Annotated in this window: 21 protein-coding genes; 5 read left to right on the top strand and 16 right to left on the bottom strand. The window is 66.0% G+C overall.

Annotated elements, in window-relative coordinates:
* Positions 1-98 precede the first annotated feature (98 nt).
* Positions 99-1,025 carry a LysR family transcriptional regulator gene (locus BLR24_RS14115; RefSeq protein WP_093017827.1) on the top strand — a complete coding sequence of 309 codons (927 nt, stop codon included), beginning with the start codon at positions 99-101 and terminating at the stop codon, positions 1,023-1,025.
* On the opposite strand, the gene gcvA is transcribed toward BLR24_RS14115, so the two are convergent.
* Positions 994-1,938 carry a transcriptional regulator GcvA gene (gene gcvA / locus BLR24_RS14110; RefSeq protein WP_093017825.1) on the bottom strand — a complete coding sequence of 315 codons (945 nt, stop codon included), beginning with the start codon at positions 1,936-1,938 and terminating at the stop codon, positions 994-996. The genes BLR24_RS14115 and gcvA overlap by 32 nt on opposite strands.
* Before the next feature lie 145 nt (positions 1,939-2,083).
* Here gcvA and BLR24_RS14105 point away from each other — a divergent pair, with 145 nt between their 5' ends.
* Both BLR24_RS14105 and BLR24_RS30705 read left to right on the top strand, forming a co-directional pair.
* Positions 2,084-3,367: an MFS transporter gene (locus BLR24_RS14105; RefSeq protein ID WP_093017823.1), complete on the top strand. Its 1,284-nt coding sequence runs from the start codon at positions 2,084-2,086 to the stop codon at positions 3,365-3,367.
* Complete coding sequence (locus BLR24_RS30705; protein WP_175543270.1) at positions 3,339-3,494, top strand: hypothetical protein; 156 nt, start codon at positions 3,339-3,341, stop codon at positions 3,492-3,494. The genes BLR24_RS14105 and BLR24_RS30705 overlap by 29 nt, the downstream gene beginning before the upstream one ends.
* Positions 3,495-3,497: 3 nt before the next feature.
* Here the strand turns inward: BLR24_RS30705 and mmsB are convergent, their stop codons facing one another.
* Genes mmsB through BLR24_RS14085 form a run of 4 tightly spaced genes read right to left on the bottom strand, consistent with a single transcriptional unit; the run spans position 3,498 to position 8,265 of the window.
* A complete protein-coding gene (mmsB, locus tag BLR24_RS14100) occupies positions 3,498-4,397 on the bottom strand; it encodes a 3-hydroxyisobutyrate dehydrogenase (RefSeq protein ID WP_093017821.1) in 900 nt (299 codons plus the stop codon).
* 31 nt (positions 4,398-4,428) lie between these two features.
* A complete protein-coding gene (locus BLR24_RS14095; protein WP_093017819.1) occupies positions 4,429-5,544 on the bottom strand; it encodes an enoyl-CoA hydratase/isomerase family protein in 1,116 nt (371 codons plus the stop codon).
* A 30-nt stretch (positions 5,545-5,574) separates the two neighbouring features.
* Positions 5,575-6,729: an acyl-CoA dehydrogenase family protein gene (locus tag BLR24_RS14090; RefSeq protein ID WP_093017817.1), complete on the bottom strand. Its 1,155-nt coding sequence runs from the start codon at positions 6,727-6,729 to the stop codon at positions 5,575-5,577.
* A gap of 12 nt (positions 6,730-6,741) precedes the next feature.
* Complete coding sequence (locus BLR24_RS14085; RefSeq protein WP_093017815.1) at positions 6,742-8,265, bottom strand: CoA-acylating methylmalonate-semialdehyde dehydrogenase; 1,524 nt, start codon at positions 8,263-8,265, stop codon at positions 6,742-6,744.
* A gap of 139 nt (positions 8,266-8,404) precedes the next feature.
* On the opposite strand from BLR24_RS14085, the gene BLR24_RS14080 reads away from it, so the two are divergent.
* Positions 8,405-9,373, top strand: coding sequence for a LysR family transcriptional regulator (locus tag BLR24_RS14080; RefSeq protein WP_093017813.1), 969 nt, complete (start codon positions 8,405-8,407; stop codon positions 9,371-9,373).
* Between the two features lie 59 nt (positions 9,374-9,432).
* Here the strand turns inward: BLR24_RS14080 and BLR24_RS14075 are convergent, their stop codons facing one another.
* Entirely contained in the window at positions 9,433-10,071 is a 639-nt protein-coding gene (locus BLR24_RS14075) for a 3-oxoacid CoA-transferase subunit B (protein ID WP_093017811.1), read from the bottom strand.
* Position 10,072: 1 nt separating this feature from the next.
* On the bottom strand, positions 10,073-10,876 hold the full coding sequence (locus BLR24_RS14070; protein ID WP_093017809.1) for a CoA transferase subunit A: 804 nt from the start codon (positions 10,874-10,876) through the stop codon (positions 10,073-10,075).
* A 104-nt stretch (positions 10,877-10,980) separates the two neighbouring features.
* Here BLR24_RS14070 and BLR24_RS14065 point away from each other — a divergent pair, with 104 nt between their 5' ends.
* Complete coding sequence (locus BLR24_RS14065) at positions 10,981-11,547, top strand: LuxR C-terminal-related transcriptional regulator (RefSeq protein ID WP_093017807.1); 567 nt, start codon at positions 10,981-10,983, stop codon at positions 11,545-11,547.
* A 27-nt stretch (positions 11,548-11,574) separates the two neighbouring features.
* Here BLR24_RS14065 and BLR24_RS14060 read toward each other — a convergent pair whose 3' ends face one another.
* The 9 genes from BLR24_RS14060 to BLR24_RS14020 form a co-directional block, all read right to left on the bottom strand.
* Positions 11,575-12,570 carry a Bug family tripartite tricarboxylate transporter substrate binding protein gene (locus BLR24_RS14060; protein ID WP_093017805.1) on the bottom strand — a complete coding sequence of 332 codons (996 nt, stop codon included), beginning with the start codon at positions 12,568-12,570 and terminating at the stop codon, positions 11,575-11,577.
* Positions 12,571-12,616: 46 nt separating this feature from the next.
* Positions 12,617-12,997, bottom strand: coding sequence for a VOC family protein (locus BLR24_RS14055; protein ID WP_093017803.1), 381 nt, complete (start codon positions 12,995-12,997; stop codon positions 12,617-12,619).
* Positions 12,994-13,977 carry a hydroxymethylglutaryl-CoA lyase gene (locus BLR24_RS14050; RefSeq protein ID WP_093017801.1) on the bottom strand — a complete coding sequence of 328 codons (984 nt, stop codon included), beginning with the start codon at positions 13,975-13,977 and terminating at the stop codon, positions 12,994-12,996. Before BLR24_RS14050 ends, BLR24_RS14055 begins: the two co-directional genes overlap by 4 nt.
* Entirely contained in the window at positions 13,974-15,149 is a 1,176-nt protein-coding gene (locus BLR24_RS14045; protein ID WP_093017799.1) for a CaiB/BaiF CoA transferase family protein, read from the bottom strand. The genes BLR24_RS14050 and BLR24_RS14045 overlap by 4 nt, the downstream gene beginning before the upstream one ends.
* Before the next feature lie 104 nt (positions 15,150-15,253).
* A complete protein-coding gene (locus BLR24_RS14040) occupies positions 15,254-16,027 on the bottom strand; it encodes a hypothetical protein (protein WP_093017797.1) in 774 nt (257 codons plus the stop codon).
* Positions 16,027-16,758, bottom strand: a complete 732-nt coding sequence (locus BLR24_RS14035; RefSeq protein ID WP_093017795.1) for a phospholipase D-like domain-containing protein — start codon at positions 16,756-16,758, stop codon at positions 16,027-16,029. The genes BLR24_RS14040 and BLR24_RS14035 overlap by 1 nt, the downstream gene beginning before the upstream one ends.
* Positions 16,759-16,761: 3 nt before the next feature.
* A complete protein-coding gene (locus tag BLR24_RS14030; protein ID WP_093017793.1) occupies positions 16,762-22,011 on the bottom strand; it encodes a DNA repair ATPase in 5,250 nt (1,749 codons plus the stop codon).
* Positions 22,012-22,023: 12 nt separating this feature from the next.
* Positions 22,024-22,527, bottom strand: a complete 504-nt coding sequence (locus BLR24_RS14025) for a TFIIB-type zinc ribbon-containing protein (RefSeq protein WP_254787288.1) — start codon at positions 22,525-22,527, stop codon at positions 22,024-22,026.
* A 53-nt stretch (positions 22,528-22,580) separates the two neighbouring features.
* Positions 22,581-24,749: a hypothetical protein gene (locus tag BLR24_RS14020; RefSeq protein WP_093017789.1), complete on the bottom strand. Its 2,169-nt coding sequence runs from the start codon at positions 24,747-24,749 to the stop codon at positions 22,581-22,583.
* Positions 24,750-24,767 lie beyond the last annotated feature (18 nt).

Here is a 24,767-nt window from a genome sequence, read left to right as displayed (position 1 = left end):
AGGTATTCCGGTCGCTGTATCTTGAGAATCCGCAATGGTCGGGCTTTGAGGCATATGATTCAAACGAAACCTTTTACCCTTTCACTTGAAATTCATTCATGTTGCAGTCGATCCTCGAGATGCGCCACCTGCGCACGCTCGTCGCGCTGCGCGACACCGGCAGCCTGGTGCGCGCGGCGCAGTTGCTCAACCTCACGCAATCGGCGCTGTCGCACCAGATCAAGCTGCTCGAAGACCGCTACGGTGCTCAGCTCTTCGAGCGCAAGTCGGTGCCGCCGCAGTTCAGCACCACCGGGCTGCGGCTCTTGCAGCTGGCCGATACCGCGCTGCCGCTGGTCGAAGAAGCCGAGCGCGACGTGGCGCGGCTTGCCTTGGGGCGCAGCGGGCAGCTGCGCATCGTGGTCGAGTGCCACACCTGCTTCGACTGGCTGATGCCGGCCATGGACGCCTTTCGCCAGCGCTGGCCAGAGATCGAGCTCGACATCGTCTCGGGCTTCCACCCCGACCCGATCGCGCTGGTGATGCAGAACCGCGCCGAGGTGGCGATCGTCTCCGAAGAGGACCCGGACGAGACGGTGGACTATCACGCCCTGTTCCGCTTCGAGATCGTCGCGCTGCTTGCCAACGACCACGCGCTCGCGGCCAAGACACATCTCACGGCACGTCACTTTGCCGACCAGACGCTCATCACCTACCCCGTGCCCGACGAGATGCTCGACATCGTGCGTCAGGTGCTGGCGCCGGCCGGCGTGGAGCCCGCGCACCGGCGCACGACAGAGCTCACGGTGGCGATGCTGCAGCTGGTGGCAAGCGGCCGCGGCGTCGCGACCCTGCCGCTCTGGGCAGTGCAGAACTACCTGGACCGCGGCTACGTGACGGCGCGGCGCGTGGGCAGCAAGGGGCTGACGGGGCGGCTCTACATGGCCTGCACGCAGGGCACCTCCGGCCAGCCGTGGCTTGCAGATTTCGTGCGCATCACGCGAGAGAGCTGCTTCAAGAGCTTGCCCGGCATCGAGCTGCTTTGAGCGGAGGCTTCCTGCGGGGCCTGGCCGCGCTCTTGTTCGCCTCGCCAACAATCCAATCGCGAAAGGCCGCGATCTTCGGCCGGTCGCGGCTCGTTTCCGGGTAGACGAGGTAGTAGGCAAAGTCTTCGAGCCAGCTCACGTCCGAAAGCCGGACCAAACGGCTCTCGGCAATGTCGTCGGCCACAACGGCCGAAGGCAGCAAGGCGGCGCCCTGCCCAGTGAGCACGGCCTTCAGCAGCAGGCTCGAATCGTCGAAAGACGGACCGCGCGCCGGCCCCGCGTCTTCGATGCCTTGCGCCTGGAACCACAGTTGCCAGGCTTTGCGCTCGGCATCGTTCACGCGCGGCCAGCGCCGGAGTTCGGCCGGTGCCGCTGGCATGCCAAGGCGGTCGACCAGCGTGGGCGCAGCGACGGGAACGATCTCCACCGCCAACACGCGCTGGCTGCTCAAGCCCGGGTAGCGGCCAAGGCCATGGCGAATAGCAACGTCCACGCCATCGCGCGAAAAATCGGCCAGCGCGCCGCTGGTCAACACCTGCAGATCGATGTCGGGATGCGCATCCTGAAAACTCTTGAGGCGCGGCACCAGCCATGCGGAGGCGAAGAACGGAGTGGCGCTCACCGTGAGGATGCCGGTCTCCGCAGGCACGGCGACGCGGCGCGTGGCATCGCTGATCTGCCGGAACGCATTGCGCACCGGCGGCAGATACGCCTGGCCCGCATCGCTGAGAAAAATGCCACGGTTCGCACGGCGAAAAAGCGGAATGCCGAGATGCAGCTCCAGCGACTTGATCAACTGGCTCACGGCACCGGCGGTCACGCACAGCTCGTTGGCCGCGTTTTTTACCGACAGGTGGCGGGCGGTCGCCTCGAAGGCGCGGAGTGCATTGAGCGGTGGAAGCTGATGCTCCATGGTTTAGCCTATCTGATCTGAATGCCTCAGAAAATCTGGTTTGCCGGGCCGCGCACGAATGACGATCATTCCCATTCAAACGATTAAGAGATCATGTCGTTGCGCTGAAGCCGATTCTCTATCCATTAGATATTCTGAGCAAACCATGTCCAATCGACTCTCCACACCCATCTTCCGCGGCTGGTTCGTGGTCGCAGGCGCTTTCGCCGTCACTCTCGTCGGCTTCGGCAGCGCCTACACCATCGGCGCCTTCCTCGAATCGCTGCAGAAGGATTTCGGCGCCTCGCGCGGATCGGCATCGCTGGTGTTCTCGATCGCGGGCTTTCTTTATTTCGGACTGGGCGTGGTCAGCGGCCCGCTGGCGGACCGATGGGGCTCGCGGCGGCTGGCGGTCGCGGGCATGCTGATGCTCGGCCTGGGACTGGTGGCGGCGGGACGAGCACAAAGCCTCACGCAGATCTACCTCGCGTATGGGATCGGCGTCGGTCTTGGGGTCGGCGCATCCTACGTGCCAGTGCTGGGTGCGGTGCAACGCTGGTTCTTGAAGCGCCGCGGGTTCGCCTCGGGGCTGGCGGTGAGCGGCATCGGCGTGGGCACGCTGCTGATGCCGCCGCTCGCATCGTTCCTCGTCGAGACCTTCGGATGGCGCGATGCCTATCTGGCGCTCGGTGCGCTGGTCGTGGTGGTGGGCGTGGGCATGGCGCTGCTGATCGAGAACGATCCGCGCGACCGTGGGCTCGGCCCCGATGGCGATCCGCCGCAGCCGCAGGCTTCGTCGGCCGTGCCCGCAGGCTCCACGTTGCGCGAAGCAGTCAGGTCACGCCGGTTCGCCGGTCTCTATGCGGCGTGCCTGATCAGTTCGTTCGGCCTCTTCGTACCCTTTGTCCACCTGGTTCCCTACGCACTCGACCATGGCCTGCCAACCAGTTCGGCGGTGCTGTTGCTCGGAGCGATTGGCATCGGCAGCACGGCGGGGCGCTTTTTCCTGGGCGACTTGGCCGATCGACTGAGTCGACAGCTTGCGCTGCCGCTGATGTCCACGGGCATGGCGCTTTCACTGGTCGTATGGGCAGCCTCAAGCCAGTTCTGGGGGCTGGCGGCCTTCGCGTTTGCCTATGGTGTGTTCTACGGCGGGTTCGTCGCGTTGCTGCCCGCACTGGTCATGGACTATTTCGGCGGCCGCAACATCGGCGCGATTCTGGGCGTGCTGTACACCAGCGTCGCCTTCGGCACCCTGGTCGGCCCGAGCGCGGCGGGCTTTGCCTTCGACATCAGCCGCAGCTACACGCTTCCGATACTCGCCAGCATCGCTGCCAACCTGGTCGCAGCGGGAGTCCTGGTCGCCATGTCGAAGGTGCGCACGGCGGCGGCAAGGCCGCGGCCGCAGGGTACAGTCGGGAATGAACCCACACACGCCCAGCGCCCCTAATCCGCCCGAAACGGCTCCCGCCGATATCACGGAGACGCAGGCTTTCACGCGCGCATGGGTCGTGTTTCTGCTGCTGTTCGTGGGCGTGCTGGCCCTTCTGTGGGCCAACAACGCGCTGTTTGGCTAGGCGCTACGACGACGACTTCTGCACCAGCTTCAGCACGCTTGAAAAATCCAGTGCGCCATGGCCCGCGAGGCTGTGCGCCGCATACAGGCTGCGCGCCAGCCCGCCGAGCGGCGTGGCGGCGCGAACCGCCGTGGCATTTTCTTGCGCGAGGCCCAGGTCCTTGAGCATCAGGTCGGTGCCGAATCCGCCCGCATAGTTCTTCGATGCCGGTGCTGCTTCCATGACGCCGGGCATCGGGTTGTACTTTTCGAGCACCCAGTTGCCGCCGGAACTGCGCCGCATGATTTCGGACAGCACCTTGGGGTCGAGCCCGTTGGCAACGCCCAGCGCCAGCGCTTCGGAAGTGCCGATCATCAGGATGCCGAGCAGCATGTTGTTGCAGATCTTCGCGGTCTGGCCCGCACCGATGCCGCCCGCGTGGAAGATGTTGGCACCCATCTTCTCGAGCACCGGACGCGCGCGGTCGAGGTCGTCGGTTTCGCCGCCGACCATGAAGGTCAGCGTGCCAGCGATGGCGCCGCCGGTGCCGCCGGAAACCGGCGCATCGATCATCGCAATGCCCTTGGCAGCGGCCGCTTCGGCCACCTTGCGCGACGTGGCGGCCGCGATGGTGCTGCTGTCGATCACGAGCGCGCCGGCGCGAATGCTGTCGAGCAGCGCCGGCCTGCCAGCGCTGCCGAGAAACAGGCCTTCCACGTGCACGCTGGCCGGGAGCATGCTGATGACCACGTCCGCATCGGTCACCGATTCGGCAGCCGATGCGGCAATGGGCAGGCCTTCAGCATCGTATTTCTTGCAGGCCTCTTCCGAGAGGTCGAACGCCTTGAGCGTGTAGCCTGCCTTCCGCAGGTTCATTGCCATGGGGCCGCCCATGTGGCCGAGGCCGATGAATGCGATTTTCATTTGCTTGTCTCCGTTGTATTTGTAGAAGAACTCAGACCAGCGCAGCCAGTTCCACCGGCATCTCGCCGCGCGGACGCAGGTGGTCTTCGATGAACGCGGGCGTGATCTCTTCGATGGTGGCGGGGTTCCAGCGTGGATTGCGGTCCTTGTCGATCAGCACCGCGCGGATGCCCTCGGCAAAGTCCTTGTGCGCGCAGAAGCCCAGCGAGGCCCAGTATTCGAGCCGGAACACCTCGGCCAGCGACATGCGGTGCACGCGCTGCCAAAGCTCGAAGCTCAGCGCAGCCGAGCTCGGGGCGCCCTTCATGAATGTCTTGGAAGCGGACTGCAGCCACGGGTCGTCGCTCTGCAGGTTGCGCAGGCGCTTCGCGATGTCGAGCAAGTCGTCACCGGCCATCAGCGCATTGATGGTGTCGTAGTGCTCGCGCACTTTGGATGGCGGCAACTGCGCGCCCTCGCCCGCCCGCGCGAGGATTCGCGAAAGCTCGGCGCGGTCGGCCTTCTGCTCGCCGTGCCAGCGCGTTGCGGCAATTGCCTCGAGTACCTGGCCCTTGTGCTCATGCGGCACCAGCACGTCGGCCAGCCCGCAGAAGATGGCGTCGGCCGCATTGAGGTTGGCGGCCGTGAGCGCCAGGAACAGACCCGTGCGCCCCGGCGCGCGCCGGAGGAACCAACTGCCACCCACATCGGGATAGAGCCCGATGCTGATCTCAGGCATGGCGATGCGGCTCTGCACAGTGACCACGCGGTGCGAACAGCCCGACATCAGACCCACGCCACCGCCCATCACGATGCCGTGGCCCCAGCAGAGGAAGGGCTTGGGAAAGGTGTGGATCAGGTAGTCGACCTCGTATTCCTCGCGGAAGAAATCTTCGGCATAGGTGTTGCGCGCGGGGCCGCATTCGAGCAGGGTTTGATACAGCTGGCGCAGGTCGCCACCGGCGCAAAAGGCTTTCTCGCCCGCGGCCTGCAGCAGCACGCCGACGATGCCGTCGTCGGCCGCCCATTCGCGCAGCTTGGGCGTGAGCAGGCGCACCATGTCCACGGAAAGCGCGTTGAGCGATGCCGGTGCGTTGAGCGTTGCCACGCCGAAGCGCTGGCCGCCGGCGGTCTTAATTTCATCGAAGAGAACTACGGAGTCGGTCATTGTCTTGAAAGAGGTTCTGGGTGCGAGGCTTTAGCGGATGTCGCTGTCCCCTTCCAGCAATTTTCGCGCAACGATCACGCGCATGATCTCGTTGGTGCCTTCGAGGATCTGGTGCACGCGGGTATCGCGCACCAGTCGCTCCAGCGGGAACTCGCTCAGGTAGCCGTAGCCGCCGTGCAGCTGCAGTGCGTCGTTGCAGATGTTGAAGCCCGCATCGGTCGCAAAGCGCTTGGCCATGGCGCAATAGGTGCTGGCATCGGCATGGCCCGCATCGAGCTTGCTTGCCGCGAGCCGCACCATCTGCCGCGCCGCGACCAGCTCGGTTGCCATGTCGGCCAGCTTGAACTGCAAGGCCTGGAAGCTCGCGATCGGCTTGCCGAACTGCTGGCGCTCGTGCAGATAGCGGCGCGCCGCATCGAGCGCGCCCTGCGCCGCGCCCACCGAGCAGGTCGCGATGTTGATGCGCCCGCCGTCGAGCCCCTTCATGGCAATGCGAAAGCCCTCGCCTTCCTTGCCCAGCAGGTTCTCGGCCGGCACGCGCACGTTGTCGAAGTTGATGGTGCGCGTGGGCTGGCTGTTCCAGCCCATCTTGTGCTCCTTCTTGCCGTAGCTCACGCCCGGCGCGTCGGCCGGCACCGCAAAGGCCGAGATGCCGCCCGCGCCGCCGCCGCCCGTGCGCGCCATGAGCACCAGCACGTCGGTCGCGCCCGCACCCGAGATGAAGGCCTTGCCGCCGTTGATGACGTATTCATGGCCCTGCAACTCGGCGCGCGTCTTGAGCGAGCCCGCATCCGATCCGGCGCCTGGTTCGGTGAGGCAGTAGGAAGCGAGCTTGCGGCCGCTCGTCAAGTCTTCGCCCCACTGCTTTGCGACCGCATCGGTCGCCCAGGTGCCAAGCATCCACGTGGCCATGTTGTGGATCGTGATGAAGGCCGTGGTCGACGGATCGACCGCGGCCATCTCCTCGAACACCAGCGCGGAATCGAGCCGCGGCAGCCCGAGGCCGCCGATGCGCTCTGGCGCGTAGAGCCCGCAGAAGCCCAGCTCGCCGGCCTTGGCGATGGCCTCTTTCGGAAAGATGGCCTCCGCATCCCACAGGGCCGCATGGGGCGCGAACTCAGCCTGTGCAAAGTCGCGCGCACTCTGCGCGAAGGCGCGCTGCTCTTCGGAAAGTTCGAAGTCCATTCGCCCGGTTTCTTACTTGAGGCTGATGGTGGTATTCACACCGTGCGAGACGGTGCTGTCGTCGAACCAGCGTGCCGTCACGGTCTTGGTCTGCGTGTAGAACATGATGACCTGCTTGCCGTAGGGGCCCAGGTCGCCCAGCTTGGAAGCACGCGAACCGGTGAACGAGAACATCGGAACCGGCACCGGAATCGGCACGTTGATGCCGACCTGGCCGACGTCGATGTCTTCCTGGAAGCGGCGTGCCGCGGCACCCGACTGCGTGAAGATCGCCGTGCCGTTGCCGTTCGGGTTGCTGTTGATCAGCTCGATCGCCTCGTCGATGTTCTCGGCGTCGGCCACGCAGAGCACGGGCCCGAACACTTCCTGGTCATAGATCGTCATGCCGGGCTTCACGCCCGAGAAGATCGTCGGGCCCACGAAGTTGCCCTTCTCGTAGCCGGGCACGGTGGGCTTGCGGCCATCAAGCTCCAGCTTGGCGCCATCGGCCACGCCGCGTTCGATGAGGCCGTTGACGCGCTCAAAAGCAGCGCACGAAACCAGCGGGCCCACGTCCACACCTTTCTCGGTGCCGGCGCCGATCTTCAGCGTCTTGGCTTTTTCGATGAGCTCGGGCACCCAGTTGCGCGCCTCGCCCACCAGCACCGCCACCGAGACTGCCATGCAGCGCTGGCCTGCCGCTCCGAAGCTCGCGCCCGCCAGCGCGTTGAGCGTCTGCTCCTTGTTGGCGTCAGGCATCACGATGGCGTGGTTCTTCGCGCCCATCATGCATTGCACGCGCTTGCCGGCCAGCGTGGCGCGGTTGTAGACGTGCGTGCCGACCTTGGTCGAGCCGACGAAGCTGATGGCCTTGATGTCCTTGTGGTCGCAGATGCCGTTGACCACGGCCTCGCCGCCATGCACCACGTTCAGCACGCCGGGCGGAATGCCGGCTTCGAGCGCCAGCTCGGCAAGGCGCATGGTCACCATCGGGTCTTGCTCCGAAGGCTTCAGCACGAAGGTGTTGCCGGTGACGATGGCCATCGGGAACATCCACAGCGGGATCATGGCCGGGAAGTTGAACGGCGTGATGCCGGCGCACACGCCCAGCGGCTGCAGCAGCGTGTAGGTGTCGACCCCGTTGGCCACGTTGTTGGCCAGCTCGCCCAATTGCAGGTTGCCGATGTTCGATGCGTGCTCGACCACTTCGAGGCCGCGGAACACATCACCCTCTGCGTCAGGCAGCGTCTTGCCCTGCTCGGCCGTGAGGATGGCGGCCAGCTCGGACATGTTCTCGCGGATGAGCTGCTGGTACTTGAGGAAGATGCGGGCGCGCGCGCCGATCGGTGTCTTGCGCCAGGTCTTGAAGGCGTCCTTGGCGGAAGCCACGGCGGCGTCGAGTTCGGCCTGCGTGGCAAAGGGCACGCGGGCCAGCACTTCCTGCGTGGCCGGGTTGACGATGTCGCGCCATTCGGTGGTCTTCGATTCGACGAACTTGCCGCCGATCAACAGCTTGACGGTGGCGACCTGGGTCTTGGGGGCGGTGGTGGCGTCCATGGGGTTTTGTCTCCTGTGAATACGGGCCTGGCTGGCAGGTTCAAGCCGCATCCTAGCTTTGCAGATTTGCCATGACAATAGACAAATATGCGCTATCGCTTTGCAAAAATGCAGAGTCAGCGCCACGAGACGCAAGCACATGGACTGGGACAACCTTCGCTACTTTCTGGAACTGGCCCGCTCGGGCACGCTGATGAGCGCGGCGCGCCGGCTGGAGGTGGACCACACCACGGTGGCGCGGCGCATCCAGGCACTCGAAAAGGAAGTGGGCGCGCCGCTTTTCTCGCGCGAGGCGGGCGGCCATCGGCTCACCGAAGCGGGCCGCAAGCTGCAGCCGCAGGTCGAGGCCATGGAGAGCGCGTTCCGGGCGGTGGAAAGCACCGCGCCGGCCTCGCAGGAGGGCCTGTCGGGGCTGATCCGCATCGGAGCGACCGAAGGCTTCGGCACCGTGGTGCTGGCGCCGCAGCTCGCACGGTTTGCGCAGCAGCACCCCAAGCTCACCATCGACCTGCTGGCGATGCCGCGGCTGGTGCATCTGTCGCGCCGCGAGGCCGACATCGTGATCTCGCTGGAGCGGCCGGCGCGCGGCGCCGTGGTCGTGACCAAGCTCACCGACTACACGCTGCGGCTCTACGCCGCCAAGCAGTACCTCGCCGCCCACAAGCCCATCAAGACGCGCGAAGACTTGCGCGGCCACACCTTCATCAGCTACGTGGACGACCTGCTCTTCAGCAAGGAACTGCAGTACCTCGACGAGCTGCACCGGCCCGACGCCTTTGCGCTGCGCAGCACCAGCGTGCTCGCGCAGCACCAGGCGGTGGCGGCAGGCGCGGGCATCGCGGTGCTTCCGGCCTTCGTCGCTGAGCGGGACCCGACCTTGCGCCCGGTGCTGGAGGGCCAGGCGAATTTCACGCGCACGTTCTGGATGTCAATGCCGGTAGAGACCAAGCACCTGGTGCGCATGCAGGCCGTGTGGAGCTTCCTGCGCGAGACGGCCGAGGCGCAGCGCGAGGTGCTGCTGCTGCCGCAGGGCATGGACAACAACAGCAACGGCGCACCGGCCAGGGCCGCACGCTCCACCAAACCTTCGTCGAAGGCCGCTCCATAAAAAAAAGCAGGGCCGCGCGTTGCAGCCCTGCTCTTTGCCGGCAAATGCGCACCCGCGGCCTATGGGATCAGCTTGGCGCCGGTCTTGGCTTGTAGCGTATCGAAGCTCACGCCCGGTGCAAGCTCGACCACCTTGAGGCCTTCAGGCACAACATCCATCACGGCCAGGTCGGTGATGATGCGGTCGACCACGCCCACGCCCGTCAGCGGCAGCGTGCACTTCTCGAGGATCTTGAGGTCCTCGGTGCCGTCCTTCTTTTTCGCGACGTGCTCCATCAGCACGATGACGCGCTTCACGCCGGCCACGAGGTCCATGGCGCCGCCCATGCCCTTCACCATCTTGCCGGGGATCATCCAGTTGGCGAGGTCGCCCTTCAGGCTGACCTGCATCGCGCCGAGGATCGAGAGGTTGATCTTGCCGCCGCGGATCATCGCGAAGCTGTCGTGGCTGCCGAAGATGGCCGAGCCCGGCAGCGTGGTGACGGTCTGCTTGCCGGCGTTGATCAGGTCGGCGTCGACCTGGTCCTCGGTCGGGAACGGGCCGATGCCCAGCATGCCGTTCTCGCTCTGCAGCCACACTTCCTTGTCGCCGACAAAGTTGGCCACGAGCGTGGGAATGCCGATGCCCAGGTTCACGTAGAAGCCGTCTTCGAGCTCTTGCGCCGCGCGCGCGGCCATTTGGTCTTGGGTCCAGGGCATCTCAGGCTCCTTTGTTGTTCTTGACGGGGACGGGCACTTCGCTGCCGGCGGCGGCCTGCGCAATGGCGGCCTGCGCTTCGACCTTGGCGGCCGCTGCGTCGGTGGGCGCGGCCGCGCTCACGGTGCGCTTTTCGATGCGCTTCTCGGGCTTGGCATTGAGCACGATGCGGTGCACGTAGATGCCCGGCAGGTGAATGTCGTCAGGGGCCAGCTCGCCCACTTCGACGATCTTCTCGACTTCGACGATGCAGATCTTGCCGGCCATGGCAGCAGCGGGGTTGAAGTTGCGCGCCGTCAGACGGAAGCGCAGGTTGCCCGACTTGTCGGCCACGTCGGCCTTGACCAGCGCCACATCGGGTACCAGCGAGCGTTCCATCACGTAGGTTTCGCCGTCGAACTCGCGCAGCTCTTTGCCCTCGGCCACTTGCGTGCCGACACCGGTCTTGGTGAAGAAGGCCGGAATGCCCGCGCCGCCCGCGCGCAGCTTTTCCGCCAGCGTGCCCTGGGGCGTGAACTCCAGCGCGAGCTCGCCCGCGAGGTACTGGCGCTCGAACTCCTTGTTCTCGCCCACGTACGACGCGATCATCTTCTTGATCTGCCGCGTCTCGAGCAGCTTGCCGAGGCCGAAGCCGTCGACGCCCGCGTTGTTCGAGATGACGGTGAGGTTCTGCACGCCGGTGTCCTTGAGCGCATCGATCAGCGCCTCGGGAATGCCGCACAGGCCGAAGCCGCCGACCGCGAGCGTCTGCCCGTCGGCCACGACCCCCTTGAGTGCCGCGTCTGCGGAGGGATAAATCTTGTTCACTCGGGCTCCTTGATGGATGGTGGAGAGTTGGCGAAAGCGTTGCGAAACAGCCTTGAACGATACTACGTAGTCGTATACGTAGTATTTCGTAATGGTGACCCCCGATGCAGGAGATCGATTACCGCCTGGCCTTCGAGCATGCCCCCGTGGGCATGGTGGTTTCGCGCAACCGCACCATCGTGGCCTGCAACGAGCGGGTGTGCGAGATTTTTGGTGCAACGCCCTCTGCATTGGTCGGGCATTCGTTCAGCATTCTCTACCCGAGCGTGGCCGAGTTCGAGCGTATCGGCAAGCGCATGGAGCCCTTTCTCAACGCCAGCGGCCGCTATGCCGACAACCGCATGATGAAGCGCCTGGGCGGCCTGCACGGTGCCATTGCCGGCGAAACCTTCTGGTGCCACGTCACCGGCCACGCCATGAACCGGGCCGCGCCGCACGAGGCCGGCATCTGGACCTTCGAAGACCTGGGATCGCGCCGCGCGGTCAAGGCCGAGCTCACGCCGCGCGAGCGCGAGGTGGCGGCGCAGGTGATGCGCGGGCTCACGTCCAAGGAGATCGGCAAGGCGCTGGGCATCAGCCACCGCACTGTCGAGCTGCACCGGGCGCGGCTGATGCGCAAGTACGCGGCGGGGACCACGGCGGAGCTGGTGCAGAAGCTGATCGCGGGCTGATCGCCCGTCCGCCGCCAAAGAAGTCGCTCAGTCTGGCTTGATGTCCGCCGCCTTGATCACCTTCGCCCAGGCCGCCAATTCCTGGTCGACGAACTTGCCCAATGCCGCTGGGTCCATGTAGGTGGCGAAGGCGCCCTGCTCGTCCACCTTCTTGCGGAACGACTCGCTCTCGACGATCTTCTTGATCTCTGCGCTGAGCTTGGCGACGACGTCCGGCGGCGTCTTGGCCGGTGCGAACACCGCGAACCACGATTCGACCTCGTAGCCCGGCAGCCCGGCCTCGGCCGAGGTCGGCACGTCGGGCATGGACGGATGGCGCTTGCTGCCGGTGTAGGCCAGCGGCTTGATGCGCCCGCCCGCGAAGTGGCCGATGACCGAGGGCGGCGTGGTGATGAACATGTCGACATTGCCCGCGATCAGGTCGTTGATGGCCGGTCCGGAGCCCTTGTAGGGCACGTGCGTCATCAGCTGCTTTGCCTGCCGCGACAGCAGCTCGCCCGCGATGTGCTGGATGGAGCCGTTGCCCGAAGAAGCGTAGAAAAGGCCGCCCTCCTTTTTCTTCTTGCCGTATTCGATCAGCTCCTTCATCGAGTTGACCGGCAGCTTGCCGCTCACTGCGACGACGTGCGGTGCGCGCATCACCAGTGCAACGGGCACGAAGTCCTTGGTCGGGTTCCACTTGATCTGCGGAAAGAGCGCGGGGTTGCCGACGTGGTAGCCCGAATATTGCATCAGCAGCGTGTAGCCATCGGGCGCCGCGCGCGCCACGGCCTCGGTGCCGATGTTGCCGCTGGCGCCAGGTTTGTTGTCGACCACGATGGGCTGGCCCAAGGCGCGCTGCAGCGGGTCGGCCACCATGCGCGCAATGATGTCGGTGGACCCCGCGGGTGCAGTGGGCACGATGAAGGTGATCGGCTTGGCGGGCCATGTGTCGGCGCCGGCCGCGGAGGCCGTCGAAGCCGCCGAAGCGGCAAGTGCGAGGCCAAGGCTTGCGGTGGCCAGAATGCGATGAGTGGGTTTCATGGTTTTGTCTCCGATGTTTTTGCAGCTTGTCTTCCCGGCCGGCCTGTCAGGGCACCAGCTCGGATATCTCGATGAGATTCAGGTCGGGGTCGCGCACGTAGACCGAGCGGATGCGCGAGGTGGCGCCGGTTCGCATCACCGGGCCTTCGAGGATCGGCACGCCCTTGTCCTTCAGCCGCGCGATCACGTCCTCGAGCGGCACGCTCGCAATGAAGCACAGGTCCAGCGAGCCCGGCGTCGGCAGCTGCGCCTTGGGCTCGAACTCGTGGCCCTTCACGTGCAGGTTGATCTTCTGGTTGCCGAAGCGGAAGGCCTTGCGACTGGCGCCGAAAGTCTCCAGCGCCATGCCCATCACATCGACATAGAAGCGGGTGCAAGCCTCTTCGTCGGTAGTGGTCAGCACCAGGTGATCCAGATGGTCGATCATGGGTGCAGCTCCTTGCCGCGGCGCGCATGCGCACGCGCCGCGATGTCGTTGAAATCCGCCGGCGGCGCATGCCGCGTGAGCCGATGCCCGGCGCGGGCGACCTGGCTCGGCAAGTCGTGCTGCACCAGGGCCTCGAGCTCCGACGCGGCGCCGATCAGGCCTTCGAGATCCATGCCGGTGTCGTAGCCCATGCATTGCAGCATGTGCACCACGTCCTCGGTGGCCACATTGCCGGTAGCGCCGGGCGCGTACGGGCAGCCGCCGATACCGCCCAGCGACATGTCGAGCCGCTCGATGCCCGCCTCGACCGCGGCCACCGTGTTCGCTTGCCCCATGCCGCGCGTGTTGTGAAAGTGCGCCGTCCATTGCAGGCCGGGGTGCCTTGCCATCACCGCCTCGCACAGGGCCTGCACCTGCGTGGGAAAGGCCATGCCCGTGGTGTCGCACAGCGTGATGCCCTGCACCTGCAGCGCCGCGAAGCGGTCGATCCATTCCAGCACGGTGGCCAGCGGCACTTCGCCTTCCATGGGACAGCCGAACACGCATGAGAGCGAGACGTTCACGGGCACGCCGGCCTGCCTTGCCAAAGCGATAACCTCGGCCAGCTGCGCAAACGACTGCTCGCGCGTCATGCGCAGGTTGCTGAGGTTGTGGGTTTCGCTCACGGACATGACGATGTTGAATTCGCCGATGCGACTCTCCAGCGCACGCTCGGCTCCGCGCAGGTTCGGCACCAGCGCGGTATAGACCACGCCGGGGCGGCGCGCGATGCGCTGCATCACCTCTTCGCCGTCGCGCAACGCCGGTATCGCCTTGGCCGAAGTGAACGAGGTCACCTCGATCTTCGCGTAGCCCAGCATGCTCAAACGGTCGACAAGCGCGATCTTGTCGTCGGTCGGAATGAAGCGGCTTTCCATCTGGAAGCCGTCGCGCGTGGCCACTTCGTTGATGAAGAGCCGCTTGCCCTTGCCTTCCTTCATACGGCCTCGCTTTCTTGGGCGCGGCGCAATGGCCAGCCCGCGCCCTGCAGGTCGCCCGTGTGTTCGCCGAGCCGCGGTGCGGGATGCGCGATGCGCCCCGGCGTGGCGCTGAGCTTGGGCACGACGCCCGGCACCTTGAGCATTTCTCCATCGGCGGTGCTCGTCTCCACGATCATCTGCCGCGCCAGGTATTGCGGATCGGCGGCGATGTCGGCCACCGAGTAGATGCGCCCCACCGGCACGCCGGCCGCATCGAGCACCGCCAGCACGTCGTCGCGGCTGCGCTGCAGCGTCCAGGCTTCGATGGCGGCGTCGATCTCTTCAACCCGCCGCACCCGGCCATCGTTGTGCACGAGCTGCGGATCGTTCTCCAGGTCTGTGCGGCCGATGGCCCGCATCAACCGGCGGAAGATACTGTCGCCGTTGCCCGCCACCAGCACGTAGTGGCCGTCGCTGCACTTGTAGGCATTGGTGGGTGCGATACCCGGCAGCGCGCTGCCCGCCCGCTCCCGCACCGCACCGAAGGCGTCGTACTCGGGCAGCAGGCTTTCCATCACGTTGAAGACCGACTCGTAGAGCGCCACGTCGATGAACTGCCCTTGCCCGCCATGCGCCGTGCGATGGTGCAATGCCGTGAGCACGCCAATCACGCCATGCAGCGCGGCCAGCGTGTCGCCGAGCGAAACGCCCACGCGCACCGGCACCCGGCCCGGCTCGCCGCTCAGGTAGCGCAGCCCGCCCATCGATTCGCCGAGCACGCCGAAGCCCGGCTTGTCGCGGTAGGGGCCGGTCTGGCCGTAGCCCGAGATGCGCAGCATGATTAGCCGGGGGTTGAGCGCATGCAGCTGTTCCCAGCCCAGGCCCCAGCCTTCGAGCGTGCCGGGCTTGAAGTTCTCGATCAGCACGTCGGCCTCGAGCGCAAGCGCGCGCACCGCCTCTTGCCCTTCGGTGTTGCGCAGGTCCAGGCACACCGAGCGCTTGTTGCGCGACTGCACCTCCCACCACACCGAAGTGCCTTCGCGCAGCAGCCGCCACTTGCGCAGCGGATCGCCGACGCCCGCGGGTTCGACCTTGATCACGTCGGCGCCGAACTCCGCCAGCGTCTTGCCGGCGAACGGTCCGGCAATGAGCTGGCCGAGCTCCAACACCTTGAGGCCTTCGAGTGCGTTCATCTGCGTCTGTCTCCTGTGGGAATGCCCCAACTCTAAGAACAGATCGCGTTCGCCGGAATTGCTCTGACGGCAGCAGGCCTTCGCAAAACGCGAAGGCCGAGAGCTTACTTTCTTTTTGCCGCTGCGGACTTGGCGGCAGGCAGCGGCGGCGCCTCCGGCGCCTTGACCCAGCCGCGCAGCAAGACACCAAGGAAGAGACCGCCCGCGAAGATGGCCCAGTACATCCAGACTGGCATGTTCTCCATGCCGCTGTGCAGGTTCATGCCGAATGCGGCGCCGACGGCCATGAGCGGAAAGGTCAGCGCGGCAATGGTGTTGAGCTTGTGCTGCGCGCGGCTGACTTCGCGGGTCGAGCGTGCCTGCGCCTCGGCTGCGTGCGCGAGCCGGTAGTCGAGCGACATGCGGGTGTCGGCCAGCAGCAACTCCAGGCCGCGCGTGATCTCTACCGCCAGATCGCGCAGGTCGATCAGCATGAGGTCTTCCTTGGCGGCATCGCGCGCCGCCTGCAACGCGGCCTGCATGTTCATGGCGGCGCGGGTCAGCGGAATGAGCGGACCGAGAACCTGGAACAGATCCTCGGAAGTTTCAGCAGCCGCGTGCCTGGCCTCGAAGGTGCCGAGCGCCGCGCGATAGCTTTCGAGCAGCTTGGCGAACGCCCGCTCGCCGGGGTTGTTGCCCTTGTGGAACCATGCGCCGTCCGGCTTGCGCAGGAACACCGCGGGCTTGCGCTCCGAACCGGGGCCGGCGGGCGGCTCATGCAGGATCACCATCAGATGGCCCTGCTCGTGAATGATGCGCTGCGCACCGTAGCTCGCGCCTCCCAGCCGCTGCTGTATTTCAGTCGGCAGCTCCCAGTCGTAGTCGATTCTTCTTGGCATCAGGCGGCCTGCAGTTCTTTCCACAAGGTGTCGAACTCGTCCGCAAAGCGGCGAACGAGCGAAGGGTCATTGCTCAGCACCAGGTTTTCCTCGTTGAAGTCGCAGGCGCTGCGGGTCCAGTTGTAGCTGCCGTTGAGCAGCCTCGCGCCGTCGAAGATCGCGAACTTGTGATGCATGTGGGCTTCGGTGCGGTCCACCGCGACCGGGATGCCGGCCGCGCGCAGCTGGCCCACGTCGCTGCCCCGGTCGAATTCCTTGTCGTTGTCGGTAATGAAGCGCACCGCCACCCCGCGCCGGTATGCGGCCAGCACCTCGGCGGTGATGCGGTCGTCCGACAGCGTGAAGACACACAGGTCGACCGACCGCTTCGCGGCCTTCAGCTGCTGGTTGATCGCCTGCAGGCAGCCCGTTCCCGGGCTGAAGAAGGCCTGCGAACGCACTGCGACGGAATCGGGCGAACGGCCGGTGTCGATCGCGCGGACCACGCCTTCGAGCCATTTGAGCAGGGCCAGCTGCTCGGGGTCGGTGGTGCGCGATCGCACCAGGTCGAACGCACGGTTGCGCAATTGGCGCAACCCGTCCTCGGGCGGCGAGGCTTCGCGCAGGGTATGGACCAGCACGCGGCGCTCGTCGTCGCTGAGGCGCGCATCGGCCATGGTGGCATCGAGCTGGGCGAGCAGCTCGGGCAGCGCCGCCTGCGGCTCGAGAACGGAAGATGAAGATGCCTGCATGTCTCAGTGGTCCTGCTCGGGTTTGGGCGTGCGCCTGGGCGCCGCGCGGGTCGCCTGCACCTCGGCGGCCAGGCGCTCCATGTCCTGCCGTATTGAACGGTCGAGTTCGAGCCGGCGTTCGGTGGCGGTCACCAGCGGCAGGATCAGTTCGCGGTAGGTCACGGCTATCTGCAGCATGGCATCGGCCAGCCGCTGGCCTTCGTTCGGCCCTTCGGCGGGCAGCTCGGGCTTGGGCTTGAGCGCATCGACTGCGCGCGCCACGTCGAGCATGCTGCTGGCGATTCGCTGACTGCCGTCGACGTCGTCGCCGCCGAGCTTTTTCTTTCGCACGAACTCTTCGCAGATGGACGTCCAGCGCGCGCTTTCCTCGGGCGTCGGGCTGCCCAGCAGCCGTGCGAGCCGCAAGAGGTTTTCTTCCGCGCCGGTGGTCAGGGTTTGCGCCTCGCCGCGGTAGTGGTCGCGCAGCAAAGCATCGAGCTCGTCGTCGCGCATCAGCGCGGTGATCTTGCCCGCAAGCTTGGTCATGTTGCGGTAGCTGCCCTGCAACTTGAACGGCGGCGCGGTGCGGTAGGCCTCCTGCTGCGCGGCCGACTCGATGTATGCGAGGTTGACCTTGAGCAGCAGGTCGCGCGCACGGAAGAGCCGGTGCAACAGCGCTTTGATTTCCTCCAGCTCGACCGCGCTGTAGGCGTGCGAGAGCGCGCTGCTCGGCACCTCGTGTCCCTGCGCCATCTTGACCAGCAGCTGCACGTCCTTGGGATCACGCGAGGCCAGCGGCATCAGCGTGGGATTGGAGGTCAGGCTGTTCTCGATGTAGGAGAGCGCAAACGCCGCCTCGCGGCCCGACAGCACGTCGCCGAGGTTGTAGATGTCCGCCCGGTTGGCCAGCATGTCCGGAATCTTGAACACGTCGCCCGACTCGGTATACGGGTTGCCCGCCATCACGATCGCGAAGCGCTTGCCGCGCATGTCGTAGCTGCGCGGCTCGCCGTTCCACACGCCTTCGATGCGCCGCGTGCCGTCCGCCAGCGCAATGAACTTCTGCAGGAACTCGGGGCTGGTGTGCTGGATGTCGTCCAGGTACAGCATCACGTTGCTGCCCATCGCGAGACCGAGGTTGAGCTTCTCCAGCTCTTGCCGCGCCGCGCTGTTGGGCGCGTTGGCGGGGTCGATGGCGGTCACGCCATGGCCCAGCGCCGGACAGTTGATGCGCACGAAGATCAGGCCGAGCCGGTCTGCCACATATTCCATCAGCGTGGTCTTGCCGTAGCCGGGCGGCGAGATCAGCAGCAGCAAACCCATGCGGTCGGTGCGACTGCCCTCGCCCGCCGAGCCGATCTGCTTGGCAAGGTTGTCGCCAATGATGGGCAGGTAGAGCTCGTCGATCAGCTGGTTGCGCACGAAGGTCGAGAGCGGCTTGGCCTGGAACTGGCTGAGCTTGAGGCGAGCCCGCTCCCGTTCGAGCAGTTCGTGGCGCAGGCTGTGCAGCGCCTCGTAGCCCGGCACGGCGTGCGCGGCATGAAACAGGAAGCGGCGCCAGAAGTCGTTAAGGTTCAGCGTCACGCGGCCCTCGGCCACGCGCGGATGCTCGCCGCGAAGGCCCTCCACCGTGCGGTCGAGCGCCGCATTGACGCGGGTGCGCTGCAACGGCATGGCCAGCACGCTGGCCGCGTCGTCCACCCAGTCGATCGATTGCGGTGCCTGGTGGATGGCGTAGGCGCGCACCCAGTCGCGCGCCAGGCGCCATCGCTCCGCGGGCGGCGCGGCGTCGAGGTCGTGCTGCCAGGCGTCGCGCCGGCCGCCGCGCTCGAGCTCGCGCAGCAATGCGGCCGCAAGGTCTTCGCCCGCACCCGAAACGACCCAGGTTTCCCCGCCGTGGTCGCCGGCCAGTTCGCGCACGAGGTATGCGGCGGCTTGGTCGCACAGCGTGGCCACGCGGCCCTCATGAGCGTCACGCTCTTCCTCGCTCGCACTCTCCGCGAGCGGCAGCAGGTCGGGCACGACGTCGCGCGCGAAGTGCTTCAGCGCTCGCGACGTATCGGCTTCGAGCTGCTCCAGCGCATCGCGCCGGCCAAATAGGACCTGCATCTGCAGCGCGGCCCGTGCGCGCCGCAGCAGCGATTCGCGGTGCGCAATCAGGTGGCCGTGCTGCCAGTAGAGCAAGGCCAGCGCGCGTTCGGTCGGACCCCAGGCGAGCAGCCCTGCCTGGTCCTGCATGGCGACGAGCGCACCCAACAGGCGCAGCGCATCGTCGTCGTGAATGCCCTTCTGGTAGCCCTCCTGGTAGCGCGCGGCTGCAAAGCGGCGAACCATGTCGAGCAGCTGCGGATGCAGCGGGTCCTCAGCCAGCAGCGTGAGCACGTCGACCCAGCTGCGCTCGGACTTGCCGTCGAGCAATGCCTCCAGCAAGCGGCCTGCAAGGTATTCGGCGCGCGACAGTTCGGAAGTTTCCGACACCAGTGACTGGTTCCAGTAGCGCTGCAGCGGCAGCAGCCGGGGCTCGTCGACAGGGCTCTGGTAGTCGGTGCCCGTTACCTGGTAGGCCATGCCTTCGTTGCGGGCGACCAGCGTCAGGTCGATCGGTTGGCGATGCACCGTGAAGGCATGGCGGCCCAGGCGAAGCGTGTCCCCGCCTTCGCTCACGAGCTCCCGCTTGTCACGAATCGAACGCAGGGCCTGGTCGCGTGCGGTCTTCAGGCGCGTGTCGAGTTCGTCGGCAGGCACCGCCGCGCCCAGCGTGCGCAAATCCGCTATCAGCGCGTGCAGCTTGCCGATCATCGGATCGGCGGCGAAGTAGCTGTGGACTTGCGTGAGGTCGCCGAACTGCGCAATGCGGCGCGGGATGCCGTCCAGGATGCGGCCCGCCGCATCGATCAACCCCTGCGCGCGGCGCTGGCGGGCTTCCACCAGGCTCTGGCGGCGGGCAGACAGCGCCTCGTAGACGGTCTCGCGTTTTTCGGCGATGTCGGCCAGGAAATCTTCCTGCTCGGCGAATCGGCCTTCGACTTCTTCGAGCTGGGCGAGCAGGCGCGTAAGTGCATCGTCGCATTTCTCGGGCGTGTCCGCGAACTCCAGCGCGTTTTCCACCGCTTGGCTGAAGAGCTTGAACTGGGCTCCGAACTCGGCGCGCGCCTCGGTCGCGCCCAACGACTTGCGCCGCGCGCGCGCATCGGCGCGCATGCGGTTGATGTCGGCGTAGATCAGCGAGATGCGGTCGAGAATCGAGGTTCGGATCACCGCATCGCCGCCCGGCAGGCTGCCGAGCTGCTCGGTCAGCAGGTCGAGGCCGGCGGCCTGCTCGTCGAGCGTCGCCAGCATCTGGCCGAGGGCGGGCGAGGTGGAAAGATTGGGCAGGTCGAGCGCCAGCTTGTCGAGCGCCTGGCGTTGGCCGTTGAAGGCCGTGTCGGCCGCCAGGAACTGCATCGCGCGCTCGCCGATGCGCTGCTGCTCGGTCTCCAGCGCCGCGTCCATGGCGGCGATACGCGGCAGGTCGGCGTAGCGCAGCTCCTTGAGCATCTGCAGCGCGCCGCGCCGTTCGCGCAGCCGGCCCAGTGCCTTCACGAAATCGTCGGGTGCGCGCCAGAGGGTGCTGGCAATGTCGACCAGCAGCGCGTGCTGCTCGTCCTCGGCCCGGGCCAGCGCGCGGGCGGTTTCGCGGCGGATGGTGTCGACCTTCTCGAACTCCGCCAGCGTGCTGCGTGCCACGTCGGCAATGCTGCGCAGCTCGGCCATGAGCCCGGCGGCGTCGGGCGCGTCGAGCCAGAAGTAGGCGTCGCTCACGCGGGAGCATTGGCGAATCAGGTCGTCGTAGGCGGCGCGCGTGGGCGCCTGTTCGCGCACCGCGCGGGCAATGCCCATCAGGTCGGACACGCCGCGCACCAGCTCGGCGTTGCCGATCTTGCCGAAGAAGCCGGTCGCCGGCGGCTGCGCGCTCACATGCTCTTCGCTGGCAAACGGCGTCTGCCAGAGCTGCATCTGGTGAACGCGCGCAGGCTCGCCCTGGTCTCCGTGAAACACCAGCATGCGGCCGTCGGCAAAGCGCGCATACCCGTTGGCGATGATCGGCGTCGCGAGCTTCTTGTCGATCAGGTTGTAGTTGAAGAAGGCATAGCGTCCTGGCTTCGGGTCGTAGAAGACGTAGGCCACGTCTTCGCCGTTGGGCGAGCGCAGCATGCGCTTGAAGCGCAGGCTTTCCACCACCTCGCCCGGCAGGTCGAAGCGCTTGTATTCGCCCGACTGCAGGTAGTAGCCGCCCGGAAAGATGATGCCGTGGTCTTCCGGCAGCTGCACGCACGAGCCGCCGATGGCGTCGATGCGCTCGACCTGCTGCGTACGGATGTTGAACACCAGGTAGCGCGTGACCTGCTCGCGGTAGGGCTTCACGCGCAGCAGGATCAGCATGCCGAGCTTGGCCCAGGCGACTTCGGCGTCGGCAAGCGACTGGTTCTTTTCCTCCACCGGCTCGCTGTAGATGCCGAGCCCGGTTTCCGTGTTGTTCTCGATCTTGACGGTCAGGTCGCCGCCCAGCGTTTCGACGAACACCGTGTCGAGCACGTTCACATGAGGATGCTTGCCTCCCACATGGTCTTCGCGCGTGGCGACGGTCCATTCGAAGTCGTGGCTCGCGGGCAGCGCGATGTCGCGCTCTCCGCGGTTGTCGATGTAATGGATGCCGCCATTGCGCTCGATGGCCCAGCGGAACACGCGCACGTCGTGCAACTGCTGGCCAATCTGGAAGGATGCCAGCAGCTTGTCTTGCGTGACACGCAGCTGCAGCAGCGTGGCCTGCTTGTAGTAGGCGTACAGCTCGCGAAAGTCGGAGGCGAAGCGCGTGTCCTCGAGAAAGGTGCCGGCCAGGGGCACCGCCTGCAGCTCGTCGTTCTCGGTGGCGGCCTCCCCCGGCACCGCCAGCCGGTACAGGCCGAACACGTCGCCCACCGCCGTCTCCTTGCGCAGGCCGATGAAGACGTTGTAGCCGAACAGCAGCAAATCGCCGATGCGCACGATGTCGCGCGCCACGGCATTGTTCTCGGTGCGCGCGCGGGTACGCAGCACCAGGGTCTGCTCGGAGCGGCCGAACTCGGTGAGGCGCCGCTCGTTGAGAGCCTGCGTCTTCTTCAGCAAGCCCTCGCCCTGGGTTTCAAGCCGCTTCTTCAGCAGGTCATAGCTGCCGCTGCCGGACACCAGGGCCTCGGTCGGGTCGGTCTGGGCCTGGGCGCCGGCCGGCGCTCCCGATTCATCCGTGAGTTGCATAGATCGGCGCGGTCAGTCCGCGCGCAGCAATGCGAGCAATTCGTCGCGGTGGGGCTGGGTGTCGAGCCAGGCGCGGATGCGGTCCAGCTCGTCGATGCAGTCATTGCCGTAGCGGCGGCGCAGTGCGGCAAGCCGCACCTCGCGCACTTCTTCGGTCTGGAGGCGTCGCTGCCAGCCGTCGGACAGCAATTCGTCCAGCCGGCCAGCCAATCCGCGGCTCACCAGGGCACGCCATTCGCCCTGGTCGAACCAGAGGTTCTGGCATGCGATGCAGCGGTCGATGCGAAAGTCGGGTCCGGCACTCACGCGCAGGCGCTGCATGAGCCGGTCGCATTCCGGGCAGGGCCGCACGGCTGCGGCGTCGAACACCTCGATGACCTCATCGTCGACCGGATGGGGATTTCGCGCGAGATCGGCCGCCTTCCAGGCGCGCCAGTCGTCCATGTCCATGACCATGCCGCCGCAGTCGGTGCAGTGCACCGCCAGCAGCGCTTCGGCCAATGCCACGGCTTGCATGGGGGCGTGTGCGGAGCAACCGCATTTCAGGTTCGGATTCATCGCGCGCCCACTCAGTTGCGGAAGGTGGAGATCAGGTTGTGGAGCGCGGTCTTCTGGCTTTCGCTTCCGTCGCTGCTGATGCGGCTCATCAGCGCGGCAACGCTGAGGTTTTGCATCTCGCCAGACGAGGTGCCAAGTGCGCCGACAAGCTCGCGCAGGTCTTTCACCACGTCGCGGTCACCAGACAGCTGGTCCTTGAAGGCGACCTTCAGCGTGTTGCTCTTGGAGATGACGCCATCGATGCCCTTGCCCACGGAAAGCGAGCGCACGAAGCTGTCGAAGTAATCGCCCTGCCCGCCCACGATGTCGATCTTGGCATTGGCCAGCGCGGTGCCCAGCACCTCGGCCTGCTCCTTCGCGATGGAGGTCTGCGCGTCGATGCCCTTCATGGTTTCGGCGTGCGACTTTTCGAGGCGCATGCGGAACTCCTCGTGGTCCCGCGTGTCCGGGCTCATCGCCTTCATGGCTTCGAACTTTTCATGCAGCCCCTTTGCCTCGGCGCTGAAGCGGGCTTCGATCACCTGCGCATCGGCCTGGCCCGCCTTCAGGGTGGCTTCGGCATCGGCTGTGCGCACGTTCACTTCGGCCAAGCCGAGCTTTTCCTTGCCCGAGGCCTCGGCGTCGAACTTGGCGCGCATGCCGGCGGCTTCGGCCTGCGACCGCGCTTCGATCACTTGTGCATCGGCCTGCCCAGCCTTGAGGATGGCGTCCGCATCGGCCTGACGAACGTGCACATCCGCAAGACCCAGCTTTTCCTTGCCCGAGGCTTCGGCCTCGAAGGTGGCGAGCCGGGCTTGCGCGGTGGCGATCTCGACCTTGGCGGCGGCCAGGCCCGGTGCGGCGGAGAGGGCCTCCATGCCTTCGGCTTCGCGCTTCTTCGACTCGGCATCGCGCTCGGCCACCTTCAGCTTGGCATCGGCCAGCGTGAGTTCTTCTGCCGCCTTGTGGCGCGCGCGCTTTTCCTGCGTTTCGGCCGCTTTCACGTCGATCACCATCTTCTCGTCGGCCTGGCCCTCGGCCATGATCACGACCGACTTCTTGGTGCGCTCCGCCTCGGCCACCACGCGCAGTTCCTTGATGGCTTCTTCCTGCTCGGCGACGGTGCGCTCGACCACGATGCGCTCCCGGATCACGTCGGCAATGGCCTTTTTCTGCACTTCGACGGCCTTGTCCTTCTCGATGCGCTGCAGCGTCACTTCCTTCTCGCGGTCGACAATTTCGAGATCGCGGGCGCGCGTGACTTTTTCTTCCTCGATGGCCACCGCGCGCTTGCGGTTGTTCTCGGCCACTTCCTTCTCACGCTGCACGTTCTCCTGCTGCACCGAGATGGATTGCTCGGAGACGAGGCGTGCAGTTTCCGACTTGGTGCGCTCTTCAGCCTGGATCTTGGCGGTTTCGGCCTCTTCGCGGGCGCGCACGCTGGCAATTTCGCGCTGCTGGCGCGCGGTGGCATCGGCCTGCTGGCGCTCGAGCTCGAGCAACGCTTCCTGCGTTTCGACGTTCTTCTTCTTGATCTGCATTTCCTCGTTGCGGCGCAGCTCGTTGGTGCGCACATGCTCGACCGCCGTCAACTCGGTGATCTTCTTGATGCCCTGCGCATCGAGGATGTTGTTGGTGTCGAGCTCCGACAGCGGCGTTTGCTCGAGGTAGTCGATGGCCGCGTCTTCGAGCACGTAGCCCGAGAGGTCGTTGCCGATCTGGCTGATGATCTGGTCGCGAAAGCCGTCGCGCGCCTGGTACAGGTCGACAAAATCCATCGACTTGCCGACGGTCTTGAGCGCTTCGGAGAACTTGGCCGAGAACAGCTCCTCGAGCGTTTCATGGTTCGACGCCCGCGCGCAGCCGATGCCTTGCGCCACCTTGAGCACGTCGTCCGCAGTCTTGTTGACGCGCACGAAGAACTTCACCTTGATGTCCGCGCGGATGTTGTCGCGGCAGATGAGGCCCTCGTTGCCGGAGCGGTCGATCTCGATGGTCTTGACCGAGATGTCCATCAGTTCGGCCTTGTGGATGATCGGGTAGACCATCCGCCCCGTGAAGGTGACGTCGGGCTCGGCGCGCAGCGTGTTCACGATGAGCGCGTGGCCCTGTTCGATCTTTCGATAGAACTTTGCGAACATCGCGAACAGGCCGAGGATGACGACGGCCAGGATGGCCACGGCAAAGAGGATGGGCTCCATTTTTTCTCCAGAGATGCT

The sequence above is a fragment of the Variovorax sp. OV700 genome, from assembly GCF_900099805.1.
Taxonomy (GTDB): domain Bacteria; phylum Pseudomonadota; class Gammaproteobacteria; order Burkholderiales; family Burkholderiaceae_C; genus Variovorax.
The sequence above is the reverse complement of the archived record's forward strand: the minus strand, read 5'-3'. Positions and strand labels throughout refer to the sequence as shown.